Source organism: Ochrobactrum sp. CGA5 (assembly GCF_006345815.1).
Classification (GTDB): Bacteria; Pseudomonadota; Alphaproteobacteria; order Rhizobiales; family Rhizobiaceae; genus Brucella.
Map to the genome: position 1 here is coordinate 1 of NZ_VCIG01000016.1, position 22,545 is coordinate 22,545.

Consider the following 22,545-nt stretch of genomic DNA (forward strand, 5'->3'; position numbering starts at 1 on the left):
TCGAACGCGAAAGGATCAAACGAGACACGATCAAAAAACGCCGCTTGAACCACCAGGCCAAAGCGGCTTAAATCAACCCCTAAACCGAGCCGGAAACTCCAATCTTCAAAAGCACAAATAGTCTCAAATCATTCGACGACGGACAGACATCGCAAAAAGCTATGGCATTGAATGTATGGAGGTTGAAGACCGCGTATTTGAGTCTCAGGCATCGATCGTGTTTGATCAGGCAGAAAACCGCATGCACGCGATCAAGGCGATCCTTGTCGCCACGCTGGGTAGATAACATGCGCATCGTTGTAGCCTTAGGTGGAAATGCACTGCTCCGGCGGGGAGAACCCCTGACAATTGCCAATCAGAACAAGAACGTCAAGAAAGCAGCGCGAGCCCTTTCCAGTCTCATTGATGCCGGACACTCGATTGTAATTACACATGGTAATGGACCACAGGTCGGTCTTCTGGCTCTTCAGGCAAGAGCAAATTCGCCGGACGATCATTTTCCTATTGATATCCTTGATGCGGAAAGTGCGGGCATGATTGGATACATGCTGCTGCAAGAACTTTCCAACCTTCTGAAGGATAGCCTGTTAGCGACGCTTCTTACCCGGATTTTGGTCGACAGAAATGACCCCGCTTTCCGTCGACCTACAAAGCCCATTGGTCCATTCTATGAAGAGAAAGCCGCGAAAGACCTCGCCTTGAGAAACGGTTGGAATTTTGCTCCCGATAAAGACGGCTGGCGCCGGGTGGTTGCTTCTCCGGAACCGAAAGCCATACTCGACACAGAGGTTCTATCGCTCCTGATCGAAAACGGCGTCATTGTCATCTGTGCAGGTGGGGGAGGAATTCCGGTGGTTGAATTCGGAAGCGGTCAATATGAGGGAGTGGAAGCGGTTGTAGACAAGGATCGGGTTTCCGCGCTACTCGCACTTACGCTGAACGCGGACTTCCTGCTGCTCCTGACCGACGTAAAAGGCGTCTTTCGCAACTGGGGTACTGCCGAGGCACGGTTGATTGAACGCGTCGCAACAGACGCAATTGAACACACGGACTACGCTGAAGGCTCAATGGGGCCGAAAGTTGCAGCTGCAGTCGACTTTGTAAAAACCTCCGGCAAAAGCGCAGCAATCGGGATGCTTGAAGACGCTTCGGATATCATCAGTGGTCGTGCCGGAACATTAGTCCATCCCGCGAACGGCGCTTGGCCGTAACTCCTCTTCGATAAGCCACTATTCAATTGACCCACGTCAATGTAGCCCTTTTCCAGCGCGCTATATTGACCGCCTGAAGCTTCAATCGAAGGAATTACTCGATGAGCTACAAGTCCATTCTGGTATATCTGGATGTCGACGCACCAATATACAATGTCATTAGAACTGCAATCCACATTGCAGGCTGCCATGAGGCAAAACTGATCGGTCTTTGCGCCGCAGATGTGGCCCTTCCTTTGGTCGGAGCGGAAGATGCATCTCTTGCTATAGAAGTCTGGCAAGAAACTCGCGACGAGTTATCAATGCGAAGGTTTGTCCAGATACGAGAAGAGTTTGATCGATTGAGTGCCGGTTTTCCCAGAACCGAGTGGAGACAAGGACTGGCGGCGGCCACATCCGCTATTGTCGATGCTGCTCGGGCAGCCGATCTTGTTATCATGGCTGCATCAGATAACTCGTTCCCTGCTGACAATTACCGTCATGCAGATTCGGCTGGCGTCGTATTGCGATCTGGTCGCCCCCTACTTATTCTGGGCAGAACGCTCGAGGAAATACATTTCAAGAAAATCCTGATCGCGTGGAAAGATACACGCGAAGCACGTCGAGCGATAGCAGATGCTATTCCCCTCTTACGCGAAGCCAATGAGGTTATTGTCGTAGCTGCGACTTCAGATATCCAACAAGAATTGCATGAAAGCACTAATGATATCAAAGATTTTCTGGCGGGCCATGGTGTCATCGCCAGAACCGAGTTCATCACAACCGACGACGAAGTGGCTTCTTTGTTACGATTCATCGATGAAAGTCGGGCGGATCTGGTTGTAGCGGGAGCTTACGGACATAGTCGTTTGCGTGAGTGGGCGTTCGGCGGGATCACACGCTCCCTTCTAAAGAAACAAGAACTTAACCTGCTTATTTCCAGTTAAGTTATATTCGTGACCATGGTGAGCAACGAATGTTATCACGGAGGACGCTATGCATTCGTCTTCACAAACGTCACGACACATGGAGGGTGAAGCAGCTTTCTGGTCGTTGCCTACAGAAGTATTGCTTTCGGCACTCAGTACAAATCAAGCTGGTTTACCCACACGCGAGGCAAGAACCCGACAGAAGCGGGTGGGTTCAAACACCGTCACCTATGGGCAACACGCCACCGCTCTTTGGATATTTCTGGGGCAGTTCCGGAGTCCACTTGTTCTTATACTAATTTTTGCTGCCATCGTATCCGGCTTTGTGGGCGAAGGAAGCGAAGCTGTGATTATCGGAATTATCGTGCTGGCTAGTTGTGTTCTTTCATTTACGCAGGAATACAACGCTTCACGGGCCATGGATACGCTGAAAGGAAAGTTTGCACACAAGGCACGTGCTCTGCGTGATGGACTAGAATGTGATGTGTTGGCCGAAGACATCGTTCCCGGCGATGTGATCAGGCTCTCAGCAGGGAACCTGATACCGGCTGACTGTGTATTGTTAGAGAGCAGAGAATTTAACGTTATAGAGTCAGCGCTCACCGGCGAAGCCTTTCCTGTCTTAAAAAAGCCTGGACTTTCGGCGCCAGGTTCCACTCTAGCGCAACGTTGCAACATGGTTTTTGCTGGAACGTCGGTTCGCAGTGGGACGGCGACCGCAGTCGTGGTCAACACGGGTGCAGATACGGAATTTGCTGCTATTGCGAAAACATTGGCGCGACAGAGCCCGGAAACCGAATTTGTTCGGGGCATTCGCCACTTTGGTTATTTGATGTCCGAGATCATGCTCGTCATCGTGTTGCTCGTCTTTTTTGCCAATCTTTTACTCCACCGCCCGATAATTGATTCCCTGCTTTTTTCGCTCGCTCTTGCCGTCGGTCTCACACCAGAATTACTACCTGCCATTATCAGCGTGACATTGTCACAGGGCGCTCGTTCAATGGCCGCGGATGGCGTCATCGTTCGGAGGCTTGATGCAATAGAAAACCTTGGAAGCATGGATATTCTATGTACCGACAAAACTGGAACACTAACCGAAGGCACAATCGTCCTCAAAGGTTGTTTCAATCTTGAGGGGACAGAAGATCATATCCTTCGTGAATGGGCTTTAATCAATTCTATCCTGCAGCAGGGAATAACCAATCCGCTGGACGAGGGGATCATCGCCAGTAAAACCCACAATGATGATCTTTCTGACTTCAGGAAAATTGATGAAATTCCTTATGATTTCACTCGCAGAAGGTTATCAGTAATTGTTCGTGGAAGACGTAATCGGGAAGATTTGTTAATTTGTAAAGGCGCAGTCAGCAACGTTCTGGAAGCTTGTTCATCGGTACTGCGACAGTCGGAAACCATACCTCTCGATCAAGGATACATTCAACTTATTGATGAACGGGTGAAAAACTGGTCTGAGCAAGGATTTCGTGTTCTTGGCCTTGCTATCAGGCGCTTCGAGCGACGGGATCATTATTGGCGCGAGGATGAGCTAAAGCTCACCTTCGTGGGTTTCCTTGTATTCTTTGACCCACCAAAGCCCGACATTGCCCGAACCCTGACTGAGCTTTCTACCCGAGGAATCCGGATAAAAATGATTTCCGGCGACAATCGTTACGTTGCGTTACATCTGGCTGAAAGTGTGGGGTTGGATCACCGCAACGTTCTCACAGGTTCCGAACTGACAACACTCACAAAAGAGGCATTGGGAGCACGGGTGGCTCGCACCGACATTTTCGCCGAGATCGACCCCAATCAAAAGGAGCACATTATCTCTGCCTTGAGACGACGAGGACATGTCGTTGGATACCTGGGAGATGGAATAAACGATGCGCCGGCGTTGCACGAGGCTGATATAGGCATCTCGGTCAGCAGCGCCGTCGATGTTGCACGCGAGGCAGCCGATATGATCCTGTTAAAACGCGATCTGGATGTTCTGCTCAAAGGGGTCGACAACGGTCGACGCACATTTGCCAACACAATGAAGTACATAGCCATTACGACGAGTGCAAATTTCGGCAACATGGTTTCAATGGCGCTTGCGTCATTGGCTTTACCCTTCTTACCCCTTTTGGCTCCGCAGATCCTTTTGAACAACTTTCTCTCCGACATACCTTCGCTGGCAATTGCCCGCGACAACGTCGACCCGAAACAGGTACTGAAGCCTTTGCGTTGGGACATTCATTATGTGCGACGGTTTATGTTGACATTCGGCCTTGTAAGCTCTGTCTTCGATTTTTTGACGTTTGGTTTTCTACTATTCATTATTGGAGCGACGGCGCAAATCTTTCAGACTGGGTGGTTTGTTGAATCCTTGATCACTCAGCTCACGATTATCCTAGTCGTGCGTACTCGCGAGGCCGCATGGAAAAGTTACCCCAACCGGCTTCTACTCTGGCTCACACTAGCGATCTGCATCTTGACAGTTACTATTCCCTATTCACCGGGAGCCTCAACATTTGGCTTTGTTCCATTATCATTTACAATTATGGGGGGGCTTGCCGTTATTTCCGTTACATATCTAATTGTGTCAGAATTGGTGAAGTACCGGTTCTTTGCTGGCGCGCCTGCAAAGGACAAAAGACGAGAGAAAACTACGGTATCAGAACGGCTGCCCCACTAACACGTCCCGCGCGAATATCCGCCACCGCTTCATTTGCACAGTCGAGGGAATAACTGGACGTATGGGTAACAACCCCGGCAGAGCGAGCGATAGGGAAAAACTCGGCTGCATCCTTGCGCGTCAAATTAGCGACTGAAACAATTTCCCTTTCCCCCCAAAGTATTGAATATGGCATCACCGGGATGTCGCTCATGTGAATGCCACCACATACAACCCGTCCGCCTTTTCGAACCGCACGTAATGCCATGCGTACCAGATTCCCAACCGGAGCAAAAATTATAGCTGCGTCCAGTGGTTCTGGAGGCAATGTCTCCGAACTCCCAGTCCAAGTAGCTCCGTACTGGCGTGCGAATTGCTGAGCGATCTGGTCACCAGGTCTTGTAAATGCGTAGAACTCACGCCCTTGCCATCGTATAATTTGTGAGATGATATGGGCGGCAGCTCCAAATCCGTAAATACCTATGCGTCTTCCATTACCCGCCTTCTTTAGACATCGCCAGCCTATCAGTCCGGCGCACATCAAGGGAGCGAGTGATACCGGATCCGCTTTGCGATCAAGATCGAATGAGAACCGTTCATCAGCCACCGTGTAACTGGCGAAGCCTCCGTCGCGTGTATAGCCTGTGAAAATCGCATGATCACAAAGATTTTCGCGGCCCGAGCGGCAATATTCGCAAGTACCGCATGTTTGCCCAAGCCACGCAACACCAACCCGTCGGCCAATCCGCGATGGATCAACTCCGCTACCCACAGCGTCTATAAGCCCAACGATTTCGTGTCCAAGTATGAGTGGCAGCTTGGGCTTGTCGAGTTCACCATCAATGATGTGTAGATCCGTACGACAAATGGCACACGCCTCGACCTTCAGCCTAACTTCCCCGGCTCCAGGCAGTGGATTTGCCACCTCGGACAAGACGAGCAGGCTACCCGGTTTGACTAGTAACATTGCTTTCATGTTGGATGCCAAAGGCAACAAAAGGGGCATGAAACGCCCCTTATTTGCCTATGCCTATCAACTGATGGTGAGTTGATCTTCAACTGCAACAACGCCGGGTGCAGACCACGCTGCCCGTTCCACCGCACTGCGCTCTGACCACGCGTGAACAGTCCCCTCCAATCGAATCCTGCCTCCGTCGAGTACGTTAATCCTGATTCTTTGAGCCTCGATTACAGCATTGCGTTTCAATGCATCTTCAATACGCTTCTTAATATCCAGTCCCGAAGCTCTGGCCTTGATTTCAATTTTGTTGGTAACACCAATTACGCCAGCGAGATTAACGATGGCATCAGTCGCGGCATTTTTCTGATACTGCCAGTCCACCTTACCTGTTAGCGTGACCCAACCATTTTGAACTTTGACCTGAACAGCAAGATCGGGAATGGAGGTACTCCAGTTGATAGTGTTGACAGCACGTTTGGCGATCTCGTCATCGGCAGATTGATTTCCACCCGAAGGTCTTACTTCAACTTTCTCCGCAATTCCCCTCACTCCCTTTACGCGAAGTACCACGTTCTCGACCGTTACCTTTTGAGCAAATGTAGGTACATGGCCGGTCAACGTGGCAATGCCGTTCTCGACAGCAACTCCGATATCCGCTGAGTCAATACTTGGTTCAAAATCAAGCTCGTCAATAATATCTTGTCTCAATGACTGATCGCTCATAACACTTCACCTCACTCGTTCATTTTGTTTCGTCTCGGCAATAATATTAATTCTGAGCTTTCTACACTGTGCCAGCATTGACGCACGTCAATTGCGGCTCCAAATTCTTAACATGACGAACATTATAACTTCATGATTACGACCCAAACAATTTAAGATTAGCATGAAAATAATAGCCAATGCATTTCTTACAAGAAATGCATAAATCTCATGATTTATCCATCTACTTAAACTTTTCTATATGTTTAATTACATTGCGGCGTCGGGAAGGCTTATTATACTATCCCTCTCCATTTGCATCCCGAAATATAGAGAGCCTACCGGATCGTTCCGCAGTCGCGCAAGCTGAACAAGATGAAGATGATGGACAGATTGAAAATCTAATAACAGTCACACGATTCCCAAAAAGAATTGCGTGAACAGAAACCATAAAATTAGCGGATTTAGAATTTTTCACCCTCATCAGTCGCTTTGAAATTACACGTTGTTTCCGCCTGGTGTGGATATTCTTATTGCCTCAGTATTTAACAGTCCAGTTGCATGAAAATCATCGCAACGGGCGCGTTTGTTCCTTTCAACCGACTTATTGGACTTTGCTGTCCTTCATTGGCAAATCATGCCGCCAGTTTTTCCAGATGCCTTCGATTCACGAGCTCCACACGTCGCAGACTAAGTAAACGAATATCGCCCTTACATTTAAGCCTTGAGAAGGTGCGTGATACCGTTTCCAGCGACAGGCCAAGGTAGTCGGCTATGTCATTTCGTGACATCGGAAGCTCTACGTGCTCCAATTCATCCTGCCGCTCCGCCATCTCTAGAAAAAATGCAGCAATACGTTGCGTGGCGTCCTGCCGCCCGAGTACGAGAAGATGCTCCTGGGCTCGTACAAGCGCTTGAATAGCCATGGTCAGTAAGTCAGCGTCCAAGGTTCTAGAAGTTGAGACTGCCGGCCAGCAGGAAATAACTGTATTACAAAGGGTCTCTGCGAAGAAGTGGTGTGTTGTTCCGGATTCAAACCCGAACATCTCACCTGGCAGACAGAAAGCAGAGATTTGCCGACGTCCGTCAGCCAACAGCCTGAAAATGCGCACTCCACCGGATGCCACCTTATAAAGGGCATCGCATTTCTCACCTTCCGCATATACTCCGAACCCTGCGGGCAAGTATTTTTGTGTGGAAGAAACTCCTGCGACGACCATACGTGGCGCACGATTTCCTCCGTTTTCGATAGGCGTAAAGGATAACGTCGAGAGTTGGTTAATACTCATTGTTCATCCCTCCTTGTTCTGAAAGATACTTGCCGAGAAAGGGATGAATTGAAATTCGGTTTTATCCGTAAGTAATACTACGTATTGGAACGCGGCGCATCCCGCACCATTGCCCGTACCAAGTCGACAAGCGGTCGCCCCATATTTGGTTTGGTCAACGGCACTACGAGGGGCAATGGCAACACATGACCAATAACACTTGTTAGGAACACAATAGGCTTGCCGAATTGAGCAAGCCGCGGTGTGAATGTGGCATAACCTCCCTTGAAAACGCTTTCATCTATAATTGCGCAGATTGCCGCCTTGGCATGATTTGATGAAAACGCTGTTTCCAGATCGGAAAATGCTAATCCGGTAATTTTTTCGCTCGCAAGCAGAAACACGATCGAATCCCGCAAAACGGAATCTGTCGCGACTATGACGACCAAAGGCCCTGCCATATTGGCGCCTCCTCGTGACCTCGTTTGACGAGGAACCAAATCAAGGCAATGGTCGTGCTAAATTTGCATCATTGCTTTGTCACAGATCAAAATCCGTTGACATTGTCAGTTTTCTTTAACGCAGGATGCGAGTCCTGCCGAAATGGCCATTCGCACCAAATCCGGCAGGTTGCGAGCGTGCATCTTGGTCATAATATTTGCACGATGTACCTCGACGGTACGAGGACTGATTGCAAGATCATGTCCTATGGATTTATTGGGAAGCCCGGCTACTACCAAAAGAAGAACTTCGCGTTCCCGATTGGATAGCTTGGTAAGCCGTTTCCGCACCGTCGCTTCATTGCCGTCAGCGCCATAGTTGCTCAAGCCCCCAGACGCTCTTCGGAGGGCTTCTACTAGAGTTTCCTCCGAAAAGGGTTTTTCCAGAAAGTCGACCGCACCAGCCTTCATCGCGGATACGGCCAGGGGGATATCGCCATGACCAGTAATCACAATAGTCGGGATCCTGACGCCCAAATGCACCAAATGTTGCATCAGTTCAATGCCACTCATTCCCGGCATCCTTACATCAGTGATAAGGCATGCTGTATTATCAGAAGGAACCTTGGTCAGGAACGCGGCCGCAGAGGGGTAGATGCGCACCATAAATCCCATCGCTGTCAGCATGAAAGCCAGCGACTTGCGAACAGGTTCTTCGTCATCGACAACATACACGGCGAGATCTTTAAGCAGCATGGGATTTACCCTGTCTCAAGATCGGCAGAACAAACCGGAATACAGTCCCCATTTCTCCATTCTTATCTATTTCAATCCATCCGCCATGTGCATCCACAATACGTTTTGAAATCGAGAGTCCAATCCCCATGCCATTGGGTTTGCTCGTGACAAAAGGTTGAAATAAGCGAGATGCGATTTCGTCCGGTATTCCTGTTCCCGTATCCAGCACCTCGATCATGATATGTTTTTCATCTGACAGACAAGTGCGGATCAGCAGCTCACGCCGACGCGCCTCCCGCATGGCTTCGACCGCATTTCGGATAAGATTCATGAGCACCTGCTGGATCTGAATCTTGTCAGCTAGAACCTCTGTGGAATTTGTCATGAATTCAAACGTTGTATGTATTCCAAGTTCCCGAGACCCCACCAATGCCAACGCGCTGGCCTCCTCGACCAGCTTTTGGACATTGACAGATGTTCTTTCCGTATCACCTCTCGTTACAAATGCGCGCAGGCGCTGGATAATTTCGCCGGCGCGCAAAGCTTGCTGTGATGTTTCTTCAAGAGCATCTTTGAGGTGATCAGACGTGTCCCTGTCCAGGCTATTGAGATACTGCACCGCACCATGTGCATAGTTGGATATTGCTGCGAGTGGTTGATTGAGTTCATGGGCCAGAACCGCCGCCATTTCTCCCAGCTCATTCAGCCTTGCAAGTCGTGCGAGCTGGTTCTGCGCATCGTGCAGGCGAGCCTCCGTTTGCTCGCGTTCCGTCAAATCGCGTATGAACCCAGTAAAATGTCGCCCAACCGGAGAAATAAATTCTCCGACGGCAAGTTTCATCGGGAAAGTTGAACCATCCTTGCGTAATCCGACAACCACCCGATCGATACCGATAATTCTCTTTTCTCCAGTCGTCAGATATCGCTTCAAATAGTCGTCGTGCTCATGCTGATAAGGTTCTGGCATCAGCATTTTGACATTTCGACCCAGCACTTCTTCCTCGGCATAGCCGAACTGTCGAACCGCCGCAGAGCTGAACGAGGTAATCTGTGCCTGTTCGTCAATTACAATAGTGGCGTCGGGAACAGTATCGAGTATGGAGCGGAGATGAGCTTCGCGCTCGCTCAGTTGATCCTTTGATCGATCTAAGATGCGTCTCGCACGGTGTAACATCTCGCCCATCCAGACAATTATGGTTCCAACGACGACGAAAGCCGTAAGCTGCAGCCAAACTGCGCCATCTGGTTGCAGCCATATCAAGCACGCCGCAAGGGATAACCCCAGTGCCAAAATTCCTGGACCTCTACCTCCCAGAATTGCTGACACCAGAATAGACGGAACAAATAGTATGAACGGAACGGTATTCCCCAACGCGCCTGCCAACATAAGGCGAACAATCAGCGACACACCAACAACAACGAAAGCCAGAATATAACCAGCCATGCCTTCAAACTGGCGGGAAACAATTGCCTGCGGAAAGCGGCCATGCAATCTTGATAGATTGGTTTCCGGCATCAAATTCCCCATTAGTGTTTTCGTACCCAATAAGATCACCGACACCGCTTTAAAACTGTCAGCAACCCGAAAACGCCCCTAGATTATGATACACTTAAATAGCTACCCGGAAAAGTGTCGGTATGACTTGACTGGAATGATCAACGCCCAACACTTATTGAGCTGACATCCTTCCATTCTGAGAACCCGCGGCGTCTTCTCGTCATTTCATTGCCTGCTGAGAACCAACCTTGAGCTGATTGCCGGCGACAAATTCTCAGGGAACTTGGTGAGAGACAGCCAATTGCGCTTATAACGGAGCGGTGACGAACTCGTCGGTAAAATTTGATCCTCGTCAAAGCGCGCTTGCAGATATTGGAGCAGGATTACCTTATGATGAGCAATTTTCAGTTTAGCGATAGAACCGACGCTGGTCGACAATTGGCTGCCAGACTGCTCGAAGTCAAACCCAAAGAAGCCATTGTTTACGCATTACCGCGAGGAGGTGTTCCGGTAGCGCTGGAAATCGCTCTCGCCTTGAGAGCACCTCGTTCGCAAAATAGGCGCGCCGGGTGCACCAGAAGTGGCACTTGGTGCCGTTGTGGAAGGCAATCCGGACGAAGTGGTGATTAATGAAAAAGTGCAGCTAGCAACGGGGGCAACCGATGCGTATATCGAACGCGTAAAGCGGCATGAACTTTCAGAGATTCAGCGAAGACGCTCTCTTTATCTTGGCGGCCGCACCCAGATTCGCCCTGCCGGGCACACTGCCATAATTGTTGATGATGGTCTGGCCACTGGCGCCACGGCCAAAGCCTCAATTATTGCCATGAGAAGTCAGGGAGCATCCAGGGTAATTCTTGCTATTCCTGTTGGCCCAGAAGAGGCTCTTGCCGAGATAAGGCAGTTTGCCGATTCAGTCATCTGCTTGCATACCGTCGCCAAATTTTCGGCAGTAGGTGAATTCTATAAAGATTTTCATCAGCTTACAGATGAAGAAACCACCGGGTACTTGCGGCAAGGCTGGAACCTCGCCAACAAAAGCCAGATCGGAACAGCTGCGCGTCGCGTTGCAATTCCGCCCTGTAACCTGCTTGGTGACCTTTACGTCCCTGCAAATCCCAGGGGCATTGTCGTGTTCGCGCACGGTAGCGGATCGAGCCGACTAAGCCCACGTAACATTTCGGTAGCCAGGCAACTTAATCATGAAGGGTTCGCAACTCTTCTTCTGGATTTGCTTACGACCGACGAGGCCGCTGATCGACATAATGTCTTTGACATCTCCTTGCTTGCCGGGCGTCTGCTTGATGCTTCAGTATGGATCATCGGGGAGCCAGATATTGCTGATCTGCCTATGGGCTTCTTCGGCGCGAGTACCGGGGCCGCGGCTGCGTTACTGGCAGCGTCAAAAATTCCAGAGCGAGTGAGAGCTATCGTGTCTCGTGGAGGCCGCCCGGATTTGGCTGGTTCGGCTCTTGCGTCAGTCGCATCGCCAACGCTCTTGATAGTAGGTTCCAAAGATGAACAGGTACTCAAACTGAATAATGATGCACTGTCTTCAATCAGATGTGACAAAGAAATCAGAATTGTACCGGGGGCAACCCATCTATTTGAGGAACCGGGTGCACTCGAAATGGTTATCCGGATGGCGGCCGAGTGGTTCCAGCACTATCTGACGACCTCGTCGTCAGATGCGCCAAGCTTACAATTGAGTCACACGGTTTCTACAATCTCCAAAATAAGAGCTGCCGTCGAGCACCTGCCCTCTGTGGACGACGAGGAATTTGCCTGCGCTTTTGACAAATTTGCTGATGCCCGTCTAGTTTTACTTGGTGAAGCATCACACGGAACAAGTGAGTTTTATCAGTCCCGCGCCGCAATTACACGTCGCCTGATCGAGAAGTACAATTTTACTATCGTCGCGGTCGAGGCCGACTGGCCCGATGCGGCAGCAATAAACCGGCGCGTGCAGAACAGGCCCGCTCGTTCTTCCGCTTGGGCTCCCTTCACCAGGTTTCCCACATGGATGTGGCGTAACAAGGACTTTGAGGCTTTCGTGAGCTTTCTGCGTAACAACAACGCCGGCAAGCCAGCTTCAGAGCAGGTCGGCTTCTTCGGACTGGATCTTTACAATATGACGGCCTCGATTGGCGAGGTAGTATCCTACCTCGATCGTGTGGACAAAGACGCCGCCATCCGGGCTCGAAGCCGTTACGCATGCATCTCCTCGTGGTCGCAGGAGCCATCGGCTTATGGTCGAGCATCTCTTTCCCAAGGATATGCATTGTGCGAGAAGCCTGTAATCCGGATACTGGTTGATCTTCTTGAAAAGGAGCTTGAATATTGCAAAATGGATGGCTCCGATTTCTTCGAAGCGAAACAGAATGCCCGTCTGGTTGCCAGCGCTGAACGTTACTATCGCGCCATGTATTACGGCGCACATGAATCCTGGAACCTCCGGGACCAACATATGTTCAATACACTGCAAAATATCATGACGCAGTCTGGACCGACTTCAAAGGCTGTTGTCTGGGCGCATAATTCTCATATTGGTGATGCTCGGTTCACTGATATGGGCAAGGAAAGAAACGAGCTGAACCTTGGGCAGTTATGCAGACAGGCCTATGGAAGAAGTGCCGCGCTTATCGGTTTTGGCACACATACCGGGACGGTTGCAGCAGCGTCAGACTGGGACGCACCAATGGAGCGCAAACGGGTTCGTCCTTCCCTCTCCGACAGCTATGAATCGTTGTTGCACGACGTGGGATCTGAACGCTTTCTACTCGACCTTAGAGCCGGACAACATGATGAGGTTCGTCAAGCGTTGTCCGAACCCCGACTTGAGCGCTACATTGGCGTGATATATCGGCCAGAAACGGAACGCTGGAGCCATTACAGTTATGCCTCATTGGCAAATCAGTACGATGCTTTTGTCTGGTTCGATGAAACACATGCAATCACACCCCTTTCGACAACCTCAGTTGGGGGTGAAGATGAAATGTTTCCCTTTGGCCTTTGATAACTGCGTCGCGCTCATAGCCGGCACTTATGTGACCAGTTCCATAGTAGCAATAGGTAGAAAACAATCAGTTGGCTGGCAAACTTCGTAGGCCAAATATTTCCGATGTCATTAATAGATTAAATCGGAACAATAGCGATCAGGATTGTGGTTGGATAATCTATCGATTCACTCCGATCACCCTGAAAATAATTCATGCGGAAAATCGTGTAAAAAGGGCTCAAAAATAAAGAAAGCAGCGCCAAACATTAAACGCGCTTACTGAAATCCATTTTTCAATATTTATTATAAATATTTCTAGCAAAGTAAAAACTTTGAATTCGATAAAAAGGACAACATTAGTTCGTTCAGATCCAAATTTCATTGTTCATTGATGTTTTATTCATCGTATGTTCAATTCCTCCAGAACTGCTTCGAGATCCTCGGCTGGTGTCTTTGTCAGATCCTTTGCTATCTCCGCTACTACCGCTTGCTTCAGATCCGGCGTCATCCTGTGACGTAGGGAACCTAACATGCGAGGTTCGGCAATTACCGTCAGCCTTGCGAATTCATGCTCAGAAAAACTCCGTTCCAGTTCTTCTATCAGGATCTCGGCAAAATTTTCCTCCTGTTGTCTTTCGGGATCTGATGAATACTCCAATGCGGAACGCCGTGTGCCCTGCGATGCGAAGCTGCGACCGGGTTTATCTGACATAATCTCTTGTAGTCGCTTGTGAGTGATGTCAAAAAAACGAACGTTTGGCTGCTCATCATTCTTTTTCACGTCCAATCTAAGAATACGAGCTCGTGCACCATCCGCGATAAGTACCCAGTGTTTCTTTTTCATCGTATAGTTATCCTGTTAACCGAGTTAGTTTGCGCTTCAAGTGTGACGAAAACGCTGATTAATGTGCTGAACTAAAGCGGCAGGCGTCCTGGCCGACGCGACACTGCTAAAAGCAGTAATTCTTCAACTCATTCGCTAACAACGCGGGGCACAACTGTTATATGGAAAGCAGCTTTCCCTTTGCCGTCGATACCTACCCCAACAATCACTCGGCATACAAACAAGCGACGATTTCCGCAGCAGAACGTGAAAGACAGGTTAGCGTTTTCGAGTTCTCTGTTGAGCTTTCCCCTTGGAATAACATCGATTAATCCGAGGGCCAAAGGTCCCGTAGCGATTTCTTCATCGACCCTCGCACTTGAACAATCTCGCCGTGAGATATATGGCGATCCAATAGTTTGAAAACTGCGGCGACAGCTGTTTCGCTATCCTGCATCTCCTCGTCGGTAAAAGTTTCCTCGACTCGCCTGAGAAATGCCTCTTTCGTCCTCTCCCAGACCGGGGTCACTAGAGGATCCCAGCCCTCGAAATAAATGCCTCGTATAAGCGTCGGCAACTGTGCAGACAGATCTGCCATTTCCTCCTGTGGAAGCCAATCACGAATTTGGTGTAGAACACAGCGTAGCAACCGGTAGGCACGCGGATGGCTCCAGGACAAGTCCACGGCTAGTTCATTTACCCATTCCTGAGCCTGCTGCGCCGAATGTGTCAACGTGGAAATTGAGGTACCAGCCATATCTGCCTCCTCCGAAGCGACAGAAAATGCTCGGCAACCGCGTGTGGCGCCGATCTGAGTTAGCTATGCAGCCTTGATCGCGATCGTCTTCTCTGCTGTTTTTGCCTTAGCTGTCTTTGGTAGTTTGACGGTCAGAATGCCTTTGGAGAAGGTAGCCTCAACTTTGGGGGCGTCGATATCTTCTGGTAGCTGGAAATTGCGCCGGAACGAGCCAAATCGCCGTTCAGACAAATAATAATCTGCTCCCTGATCTTCTTCTTCCTCGGTTTTCTCACCCTTTATAACGAGACTATGATTGGATAGCTTCACTTCGATGTCATTCTCAGAAAGCCCTGGAAGTTCAGCAGTTATTTCGTAACTGTCTGCTTTCTCGACAACATCCATGGCTGGGGCTAATTCCCACGTCACGGCTGCTTTGTGAGCAGACGATAGTCCAGGCCGGCGTTGCGGGAATCGCAGGTCAAAAAGAGAGAAACTGTCAAACAACCGATCAATTTCATCCCGCATTCTTTCCAATGGCGACCATGCTTCCGATGTGGCAGGGACTGAAGGCTTCGTGACAGGCAGGCGCTTCGTATCGTCAGCCATTTCTTCTCTCCGTTTTTGGCTTTCAGTTTGGTTGTTACCATGTTCAGTGCCAAACAGTTGAGGTTTGCCAACAAGTAGCTGGTCCATTGAGGAAACTTGCCTTAGGACCCAAAAACAAGCTCGCAGGAGGAAATCCACAGCTTGCTCGGCACACCACTAAAGACATCATCTGAAGAAGATATTCTTTGACGCAGATCAATTCTGAAGAACCAAGATCTTCCCAGCGCGAATTTGATCGTATGCGCCGTCTCTGCCCGATTGATTTTGGGTTGTGCTTGAACTCTTGAGGTTTCGGTCATTCGATGAATAGACTTCCCTTTCAGATAGTGCGCATATGCGAAGCCGTTCACGAGGAGCAAGGGCAGCCCCACCAGCACAATCCAGAACAACAATTCACCCATCTCGCTCTCCTCTATGCTGGTTTAAGTCATAGATTCGTTGCATGAGACAAACCACGCGGTAGCGGAATTGTTCCGATATTGCTTAGTACCGCTTGCTTTTGCACACGAGCGTTCGAAGCGTTGTGGAATGATACTTTTTATTCTGAATAAATAGACTGCCTTTATCTGTCCCCTCATCCAGACAAAGGCAGCTATATTCAATAATGCCGCATGTCCGCAATCAGCGCATGGATCGCCCCATTCGCGCCAGAATGCTCCGAAGCTCTTCGACAGACCGATCAATCTCGTCCTTTTTCATCTCAAGGCTTAAGAGCTTTTGCTTGAAACGCTTGCGCAAACTCTCGGTCTCAGCCGGATCGGCGGCGCCGTTTTCCCATACGCTGATCAGTTGCCCCATCTCGCTCAGCGTGAAACCGATGCGACGTCCAAAAAGGATGAGACGCAGCCTTGTATGATCCTTGTAATCGTAGAGGCGCGTTACGCCAGCACGACGAGGATTGAGCAGTCCCTTGTCTTCGTAAAAGCGCAAAGCTCGCAACGTCAGGTCGAACTCCTCGGCAAGATCACCGATCCGGTATAGCTGACCGCCCGACTGATTTTCCTTTCGTGCATTGCCGCTTGCACCGGTCAGCAGATCAGCTATTGCCATATCCGCTACCTGCCCCGGCGCATTTGTTAGTTTACTCATGTTATACCCTGTTTCCGCCCCCGGAAACGCCCGGTCACCGCACATTCGCGCGATGGAACCACTGTTGATGATAGCTCACATTTGCACTGATACCAGTGCCGCAGCTCCGATTTCGATGAACCGCCGCACTTTCGTACCCGATAAGTCTGCTTTCTGATGTCTGACTGCCTTCGGCCCGCCGAATTCAGCCCGCTCAACCGTGGGATGCCGTTCTGCACCCACTAAAGCACTCACTTAGCCGCGTATATTAACGAGTTGTTTACCACGTTTGGACAAATGTAAGCAGAGCAAATTCTTGTCGGTTGCGTTGCTGAATTTGCTTCCGGCGGTCTCTATCATTGGAAAAAGTGAATTTCTCATGGCAAACCCAGATCTGGCGTCAGGTTCACGGTCCATCATTGACGAATTGAACGCCCGTCGCGAGCGCCGAGCGCCTTCGCCAGCCATGGAAGAACTCAATCGAACTTTGGCGAGCCTCGAAAAACGCCTGAAGGACCTGGAACAGGACGACACCCCTGACATGCGCGATATTCTGCGCTCGCAACGGCAACCTGAGCGCCATGCGGAGGAAACCGTCACCGGCCTTGCCGAGATTGCCGAAAACCTGCGCCGCATGCGCGGCGACCATGAAGAACCGCAGCAAAATTATGCATCGAGCTCCGAAGTCAGCCGGGCCAGCCGCGAGATGGCCCGGCTTCACCGCGCCGCAAGCGAAGAAGGCTTTTCACAGCGGATGAGCAACGACTTCGACCGTATTAGCGACAGTGTGCGCCTTCTTGCGGACCGCAGTAGCGAGGCTAACGCACTAGCACTTCGCCGCCAGCTTGATGAACTCAACCGCACGGTCCAAGGCCTTGCCCGCGAGGAAACCCTGCACCGTTTGGACAATCGCTGGAACCGCTTCGACGCCCGTTTCGAAGCCTTTGAACAGCGCCACAATGCCTTTGACCCCGCGCTGGATGCAATCGGCTCGCGGCTTGAGCAGGTGCGTGACGCAATCGGGACCCTGCCCCAGTCCAGCCGCTTGAGCGCAATCGAAGATCGCATCGGCCAGCTCGCCAATTCCATCGAGGAATCGCTCAATCCGCAACATGCGTCATCGCTTGAGCAGGGCCGCCTGCAGCAGATCGATGAACGGTTGGACGAAATTAGTCGCGCCATCATCGCCGCAAGCCGTGCCCAGCGCCCGGATCAGGACGGTGCACGCCGTCTGGAGCGCATCGAAAGCCGTCTTGCAGAGCTCGCAGAACAACTCGCCACTTCGGCAGCGCAGCAGAATTCCGAGACGCTTTATCGCAAACTCGGCGAGCTTTCCTCGCGTATTGACGGCCTTTCAAGCGGCTCGGCACTGCCGGACCCCGTTATGGATCAGCTCGCACACCAGATTAACCTGCTTGCAAATCAGGTCGGCAAGGTTATGGAGAACCTGACCCAGTCTGACTACCATGCCGTTGAGGCGCGCCTCGAAGCCATTGGCGAGAAGCTCGAAGCTGCCGAGCGCCGGGCCGAGGAGCCGCATCCTTCTGTTCTGGACACGATCGACCGTCGCTTTGCAGAACTGACCGAGCGTCTCGACACGCAGTATGCCACGCAACATGTCGACAACAGTGCGATCCACACGCTGGAAGACCGTCTGGACGATCTTTCACAGCAGATATCAGTGGGGCTTCTTCAGGCGCCAACCTATGAAGCTCCAGGACTGGATATGAAGGCGCTCCGGAGCCTTGAAGATCAGATCGCAAATATCGCTCATCATCTCGCACAGCCTGTAGCCGAGATTGCGGAACTGAAACCGCGTCTCGATTCTATCGAACGCTCTATCGCCTCCAATCGTGAAACCGTGCTGGATGCCGCACGCGAAGCCGCCGAGAGTGCTGTCGCGCGTGTTCTGCAACACGGATCGCATGGCGACAGCGTGATCGCCCGGCAGCTTGCCGAAGACATGAAGTCGCTCGAGGCTCTGGCGCGTAACTCCGACGAGCGCAATGGCAAGACATTCGAGACCGTCCACGACACATTGGTCAAGATCGTTGACCGTCTGGCAAGACTTGAGCAGGACGTGTCGGGCAAGTCAGACAGTGAAAAGCAAGAGGTTTTCACAAGCCCAAGCTCTGGATCGTCACGTCCCTCGGCACCGCGTTCGCCAGCGGCGGCGGCCGCCGAAGCGGCCTTCGCAACAGTTCAGGGCGAGGCTGGCCCTGCTGACATGCAGACAGCTCGATCGGCCAGCAAATCATCGCTTTTCGGTGGGTTCGCCAAGGCAATACGCGGTCGCCGCGCCGATAAATCCGACGGAAAGAACGACGACGCGCTCAAAGCCAGCACTTTTGACACGATGCTTGATGCACCGGCCTTCGAAAGCGATCTTGCCGCCGTCGAGCCGATCATCAACGAAGAACCGGAACCGGAGGTCACTCCGTCCCATCGCCCTCTGAGCGAAGGCATGCCGGATCTCAATTCAATTATGAGGCGAGTACGGGAGGAGCGCCGCCAGCGCGAAGATGCTGCCGATGCAGCACTGGCCGCCAACGGCAAGGTAGACTTCATCACGGCAGCCCGGCGCGCCGCACAGCTTGCCGCCGCTGAATCCGAACAGCTACGGAAGGGCGCGACCAAGCACACCGGCAAAAAGAAAACGTCGGTCGGCGACATGATCCAGCGTCAGCGCAAGCCGATCCTGATGGCAATCGGTGCGGTAATGATTGCTATGGCCGGTCTACAGATAGGCTCTGCCTTCCTTAACCGTGACGAGCCACAGATCGACTCGACCACCGATAACACAGTCGCCCCAGCCGACGAGATTGCCGCGAAGATTGCATCGGACACAACGCCAGCGCTCGAACAATCCGCTGAAAGCACCCTCGCGATCACAGAACCACGCGCGGAGAAAGTTGCGCAGGAAGAAACCCCGCCACCAGCAGGTGAGCAAGAGGCGGCGATGGAAATTCCCACGCGGGTTGAACAGCTTGCCAAAGCGGCCGTCGATCCGGTGAAACCAGTGGAAACGGCCGCATCACCCGAACCTGCAGCACAGCCTGAGGCGGCCATTCCGCCTATACCGGAAGAAGCCGGTCCGGCAGCGCTTCGCGAGGCTGCGGCCAAAGGCGACGCCCGCGCCCTCTTTGAAGTTGGCAATCGCTATATGGAGGGTCGCGGCGTTGCCGCCGACTTTGCCAAGGCGGCGAAATGGTACGAGATCTCTGCCGGTCAGGGCTTTGCCCCGGCGCAGTATCGCCTCGGCAACTTCAACGAGAAGGGGTTGGGCATGCCCCGCGATCTCGAAAAGGCCAAGACCTGGTACCAGCTTTCCGCGCAGCAGGGTAACGCCAGCGCGATGCACAATCTGGCCGTTCTTTTCGCAACTGGTGCCAATGGCAACCCGGACAATTCTTCCGCAGTGCGCTGGTTCACCGATGCCGCAGAACTCGGTGTGAAAGACAGCCAGTTCAATCTCGGCATCCTCGCCGCCAAGGGATTGGGCATGCCGGTCAACCTGGAAGAAAGCTACAAATGGTTCTCACTTGCCGCCAATGCTGGAGACAAGGATGCAGCAGACAAGCGCGACCAGATTGCAAAGGCACTGAAGCCGGAACAGCTCAAACGCGCCAAGGATATGGTCGAGCTCTGGAAGGCCAAGCCGCTCGATCAGGCGAGCAACTCCATTGATGTCCCCGATGCATGGACGGAAAACAAGCCGCTCACTACCGGTTCGGTGGATATGAAGAAGGCCGTTCGCAACATTCAGCTCATTCTCCAGAAGAACGGCTATGATGTCGGCACTGCTGATGGCGTAATGGGCAGCAAGACCCGCGCCGCGATTTCCGCCTTCCAGAAGGCAAACGGACAATCCCCTACCGGCGACGTCGACCAAAAACTGGTCCAGCTTCTTCTTGAAAAGAACAAGTAACGCATTGAACAAAAAAACTGGAGGGCTGCATCTGCTGGCCCTTTTCTTTTCAATCACACGAATCTGAGAAAAGTGACAGGTTGAATCGACTCATTGAGCCTTATTATCTGAGCCCTATCAACGAGGGGACAGACGATGCTCTTGCACGTAAACAACGACATGGAGAACGGGATCATCGCGAAGATTCCTCTCGCGCTCGACAAGGATATCAAAAGCTTCCAGGGAGATGCGATAGACTTCGAGATTTCCTCCGGCGACAAGCAACTCATTCCTGCCGAGGATATTCATCCCTACAAATCCATTTTCAAAGTCCTATCCGGCAGTTTCGAGCTTAAAAACATTTACGTAGCGGTGTCGTTCAATGCGAACTTCACCACTCCAGACGGTAAAAAGACCTGCCTGACACGTTCCAGTCCAATGGAAGAATGGAATGTAATAAATGGCAGTTACTATGCCGAAAGCATGAACTGCTTCGGTTTCAAGTCCAGCAGCCGTTTTGCCGGAAACTTCAGCGTGAACCTGACCAATCCATTTCTATATGTTATTAAAAACGGCAGTCTGACCGATAGTAGAATGTCCGACAACATTTCAATCCGCGCACAATTCTATCCGTCGTCGGGCCACTCCATCATCACACCGAAAGAAGATATCAATATCGTCATCAGTAACCGCCAGAATGCGTCCGAATAATCCGCAGTGCATCGCAGCCAGAAATTGCCAATGCATTTCCCATATATTTTATAGGATTATGCCAATAATAGCCGTTCCCCGAGCTCTTCAAGGCTATTTTTGTTGTTCTTAAACAACACCCCGCATTTTTTCTCAAGTAGAACTCCGCAAGACAAGTTTATCAGCAATCGGCGTTTGACTTCGAGGCAACGACGGAGCAAGACCTTATGAAGGGTGGCCGGGCTGAAACTCGCTTGCGGGGGTAAGCCTAACTACTTGTTTTCATGCATTTCCGTACGCAGAGCAGTTTCATAATTTTGCCGGAGATGTTTTAGTAGGGTGAAATATCTTGCGGAGAAACGCAGCCGCAAGCCATTATGTGTCATGCGTTCGTGAAAGCCGGGTTCGGAATTGGGTATTTACCTTCCCATTGCGGAATTATCGGTCAACATGCTGGTTCTTCTCGGCATGGGCGCTGCTGTGGGATTTCTGTCCGGATTGTTCGGCGTCGGCGGCGGTTTTCTGATCACACCGCTTCTGATCTTTTATAACATTCCGCCTGCGATCGCGGTCGCCACCGGCGCCAATCAGGTCATCGCCTCCTCAGTTTCCGGCGCATTGGCGCATTTCAAACGTCGCACGCTCGATATCAAGCTCGGCCTGTTTCTCGTGGCGGGAGGTATATTGGGTTCTCTCGTCGGGATATTCGTGTTCTCGTGGCTGCGTGATCTCGGCCAGTTGGACCTTATCGTTTCCATCCTCTACGTCTTCTTTTTGGGCACCGTTGGCGGCTTGATGCTGGTGGAAAGCCTGCGTGCCCTCCGTCGCGTCAAAAAGGGACAGGCGGGTGCTTTGCGGCGGTCAGGCCAGCACACGTGGATACACCGACTGCCTTTCAAGATGCGGTTTCGCGCCTCGACGATCTATGTCAGCATCATTCCGGTGCTCGGCATCGGCTTCTTCATCGGCCTTTTGTCATCAGTGATGGGTGTCGGCGGCGGATTCATCATGGTTCCGGCACTCATCTATCTGTTGCACGTTCCGACCAATGTGGTTGTCGGAACCTCGCTGTTTCAGATCACCTTTGTCACCGCCGTCACAACGGTCCTGCAGGCGACGACCAACCAGTCTATCGACATCGTCCTCGCCTTCCTTTTGATGGTTGGCGGTGTTATCGGCGCGCAATATGGCGCGCGTGCAGGACAAAAGCTACGCGGCGAACAGCTGCGCCTTTTGCTGGCGCTTCTAGTGCTTGCCGTTGGCTTGCGCCTCGCCTTTGGGCTGTTCGTGCGGCCCGACAATCTGTTCTCCATTTCAATTGCGGATGTCTGA

General features: G+C 51.4%; 18 protein-coding genes and 1 pseudogene. 8 read left to right on the top strand and 11 right to left on the bottom strand.

The annotated features are described in order from the left end of the window. Positions 1-148: 148 nt before the first annotated feature. From FJQ48_RS11810 to mgtA, 4 genes and pseudogenes are all read left to right on the top strand, one after another. Positions 149-286 (top strand): annotated as a pseudogene (locus FJQ48_RS11810) (ornithine carbamoyltransferase); the annotation flags it as partial. Position 287: 1 nt separating this feature from the next. Continuing rightward, positions 288-1,211, top strand: coding sequence for a carbamate kinase (gene arcC / locus FJQ48_RS11815; RefSeq protein ID WP_139975312.1), 924 nt, complete (start codon positions 288-290; stop codon positions 1,209-1,211). Positions 1,212-1,312: 101 nt separating this feature from the next. After that, the gene (locus tag FJQ48_RS11820) at positions 1,313-2,137 is read left to right on the top strand and encodes a universal stress protein (protein WP_139975313.1); all 825 of its coding nucleotides are present in this window, start codon (positions 1,313-1,315) and stop codon (positions 2,135-2,137) included. 49 nt (positions 2,138-2,186) lie between these two features. Beyond that, entirely contained in the window at positions 2,187-4,796 is a 2,610-nt protein-coding gene (mgtA, locus tag FJQ48_RS11825) for a magnesium-translocating P-type ATPase (protein WP_139975314.1), read from the top strand. Here the strand turns inward: mgtA and FJQ48_RS11830 are convergent. From FJQ48_RS11830 to FJQ48_RS11855, 6 genes are all read right to left on the bottom strand, one after another. Continuing rightward, entirely contained in the window at positions 4,768-5,751 is a 984-nt protein-coding gene (locus FJQ48_RS11830; RefSeq protein WP_139975360.1) for a zinc-dependent alcohol dehydrogenase family protein, read from the bottom strand. The two genes, mgtA and FJQ48_RS11830, sit on opposite strands and share 29 nt — an antisense overlap. A 57-nt stretch (positions 5,752-5,808) precedes the next feature. Beyond that, positions 5,809-6,459: a BON domain-containing protein gene (locus FJQ48_RS11835; protein ID WP_139975315.1), complete on the bottom strand. Its 651-nt coding sequence runs from the start codon at positions 6,457-6,459 to the stop codon at positions 5,809-5,811. Between the two features lie 614 nt (positions 6,460-7,073). Beyond that, positions 7,074-7,727, bottom strand: coding sequence for a helix-turn-helix domain-containing protein (locus tag FJQ48_RS11840; protein ID WP_247870362.1), 654 nt, complete (start codon positions 7,725-7,727; stop codon positions 7,074-7,076). Positions 7,728-7,804: 77 nt separating this feature from the next. After that, positions 7,805-8,167: a hypothetical protein gene (locus tag FJQ48_RS11845; protein WP_139975316.1), complete on the bottom strand. Its 363-nt coding sequence runs from the start codon at positions 8,165-8,167 to the stop codon at positions 7,805-7,807. A 105-nt stretch (positions 8,168-8,272) separates the two neighbouring features. Further along, complete coding sequence (gene fixJ, locus FJQ48_RS11850) at positions 8,273-8,902, bottom strand: response regulator FixJ (protein WP_139975317.1); 630 nt, start codon at positions 8,900-8,902, stop codon at positions 8,273-8,275. After that, positions 8,892-10,403: a PAS domain-containing sensor histidine kinase gene (locus FJQ48_RS11855; RefSeq protein WP_180350196.1), complete on the bottom strand. Its 1,512-nt coding sequence runs from the start codon at positions 10,401-10,403 to the stop codon at positions 8,892-8,894. The genes fixJ and FJQ48_RS11855 overlap by 11 nt, the downstream gene beginning before the upstream one ends. A gap of 559 nt (positions 10,404-10,962) precedes the next feature. Here FJQ48_RS11855 and FJQ48_RS11860 point away from each other — a divergent pair. Beyond that, positions 10,963-13,398 carry an erythromycin esterase family protein gene (locus tag FJQ48_RS11860; RefSeq protein WP_247870363.1) on the top strand — a complete coding sequence of 812 codons (2,436 nt, stop codon included), beginning with the start codon at positions 10,963-10,965 and terminating at the stop codon, positions 13,396-13,398. Positions 13,399-13,780: 382 nt separating this feature from the next. Here FJQ48_RS11860 and FJQ48_RS11865 read toward each other — a convergent pair whose 3' ends face one another. From FJQ48_RS11865 to FJQ48_RS11885, 5 genes are all read right to left on the bottom strand, one after another. Beyond that, positions 13,781-14,224 (bottom strand): host attachment protein, encoded by a 444-nt coding sequence (locus FJQ48_RS11865; RefSeq protein WP_139975319.1) that lies wholly within the window; start codon positions 14,222-14,224, stop codon positions 13,781-13,783. Positions 14,225-14,531: 307 nt separating this feature from the next. Beyond that, positions 14,532-14,960 carry a DUF2267 domain-containing protein gene (locus FJQ48_RS11870; protein WP_139975320.1) on the bottom strand — a complete coding sequence of 143 codons (429 nt, stop codon included), beginning with the start codon at positions 14,958-14,960 and terminating at the stop codon, positions 14,532-14,534. A 63-nt stretch (positions 14,961-15,023) separates the two neighbouring features. Next, positions 15,024-15,548, bottom strand: coding sequence for an Hsp20/alpha crystallin family protein (locus FJQ48_RS11875; RefSeq protein ID WP_139975321.1), 525 nt, complete (start codon positions 15,546-15,548; stop codon positions 15,024-15,026). A gap of 101 nt (positions 15,549-15,649) precedes the next feature. After that, the gene (locus FJQ48_RS11880) at positions 15,650-15,949 is read right to left on the bottom strand and encodes a hypothetical protein (protein WP_139975322.1); all 300 of its coding nucleotides are present in this window, start codon (positions 15,947-15,949) and stop codon (positions 15,650-15,652) included. A 220-nt stretch (positions 15,950-16,169) separates the two neighbouring features. Further along, on the bottom strand, positions 16,170-16,637 hold the full coding sequence (locus FJQ48_RS11885; protein ID WP_139975323.1) for a MerR family transcriptional regulator: 468 nt from the start codon (positions 16,635-16,637) through the stop codon (positions 16,170-16,172). Positions 16,638-16,995: 358 nt separating this feature from the next. Here FJQ48_RS11885 and FJQ48_RS11890 point away from each other — a divergent pair, with 358 nt between their 5' ends. The 3 genes from FJQ48_RS11890 (at position 16,996) to FJQ48_RS11900 (ending at position 22,545) form a co-directional block, all read left to right on the top strand. Next, positions 16,996-20,544, top strand: a complete 3,549-nt coding sequence (locus FJQ48_RS11890) for a peptidoglycan-binding protein (RefSeq protein WP_139975324.1) — start codon at positions 16,996-16,998, stop codon at positions 20,542-20,544. 135 nt (positions 20,545-20,679) lie between these two features. Further along, positions 20,680-21,234 carry a hypothetical protein gene (locus FJQ48_RS11895; RefSeq protein ID WP_139975325.1) on the top strand — a complete coding sequence of 185 codons (555 nt, stop codon included), beginning with the start codon at positions 20,680-20,682 and terminating at the stop codon, positions 21,232-21,234. 429 nt (positions 21,235-21,663) lie between these two features. Beyond that, complete coding sequence (locus FJQ48_RS11900) at positions 21,664-22,545, top strand: sulfite exporter TauE/SafE family protein (protein WP_247870366.1); 882 nt, start codon at positions 21,664-21,666, stop codon at positions 22,543-22,545.

What these genes read in the sequence shown, in the direction of transcription:
- arcC (WP_139975312.1), top strand. Translation starts at nt 288, where the DNA reads ATGCGCATCGTTGTAGCCTTAGGTGGAAATGCACTGCTCCGGCGGGGA.
- FJQ48_RS11820 (WP_139975313.1), top strand. Translation starts at nt 1,313, where the DNA reads ATGAGCTACAAGTCCATTCTGGTATATCTGGATGTCGACGCACCAATA.
- mgtA (WP_139975314.1), top strand. Translation starts at nt 2,187, where the DNA reads ATGCATTCGTCTTCACAAACGTCACGACACATGGAGGGTGAAGCAGCT.
- FJQ48_RS11830 (WP_139975360.1), bottom strand. Translation starts at nt 5,751, where the DNA reads ATGAAAGCAATGTTACTAGTCAAACCGGGTAGCCTGCTCGTCTTGTCC.
- FJQ48_RS11835 (WP_139975315.1), bottom strand. Translation starts at nt 6,459, where the DNA reads ATGAGCGATCAGTCATTGAGACAAGATATTATTGACGAGCTTGATTTT.
- FJQ48_RS11840 (WP_247870362.1), bottom strand. Translation starts at nt 7,727, where the DNA reads ATGAGTATTAACCAACTCTCGACGTTATCCTTTACGCCTATCGAAAAC.
- FJQ48_RS11845 (WP_139975316.1), bottom strand. Translation starts at nt 8,167, where the DNA reads ATGGCAGGGCCTTTGGTCGTCATAGTCGCGACAGATTCCGTTTTGCGG.
- fixJ (WP_139975317.1), bottom strand. Translation starts at nt 8,902, where the DNA reads ATGCTGCTTAAAGATCTCGCCGTGTATGTTGTCGATGACGAAGAACCT.
- FJQ48_RS11865 (WP_139975319.1), bottom strand. Translation starts at nt 14,224, where the DNA reads ATGAAAAAGAAACACTGGGTACTTATCGCGGATGGTGCACGAGCTCGT.
- FJQ48_RS11870 (WP_139975320.1), bottom strand. Translation starts at nt 14,960, where the DNA reads ATGGCTGGTACCTCAATTTCCACGTTGACACATTCGGCGCAGCAGGCT.
- FJQ48_RS11875 (WP_139975321.1), bottom strand. Translation starts at nt 15,548, where the DNA reads ATGGCTGACGATACGAAGCGCCTGCCTGTCACGAAGCCTTCAGTCCCT.
- FJQ48_RS11880 (WP_139975322.1), bottom strand. Translation starts at nt 15,949, where the DNA reads ATGGGTGAATTGTTGTTCTGGATTGTGCTGGTGGGGCTGCCCTTGCTC.
- FJQ48_RS11885 (WP_139975323.1), bottom strand. Translation starts at nt 16,637, where the DNA reads ATGAGTAAACTAACAAATGCGCCGGGGCAGGTAGCGGATATGGCAATA.
- FJQ48_RS11890 (WP_139975324.1), top strand. Translation starts at nt 16,996, where the DNA reads ATGGCAAACCCAGATCTGGCGTCAGGTTCACGGTCCATCATTGACGAA.
- FJQ48_RS11895 (WP_139975325.1), top strand. Translation starts at nt 20,680, where the DNA reads ATGCTCTTGCACGTAAACAACGACATGGAGAACGGGATCATCGCGAAG.
- FJQ48_RS11900 (WP_247870366.1), top strand. Translation starts at nt 21,664, where the DNA reads ATGCTGGTTCTTCTCGGCATGGGCGCTGCTGTGGGATTTCTGTCCGGA.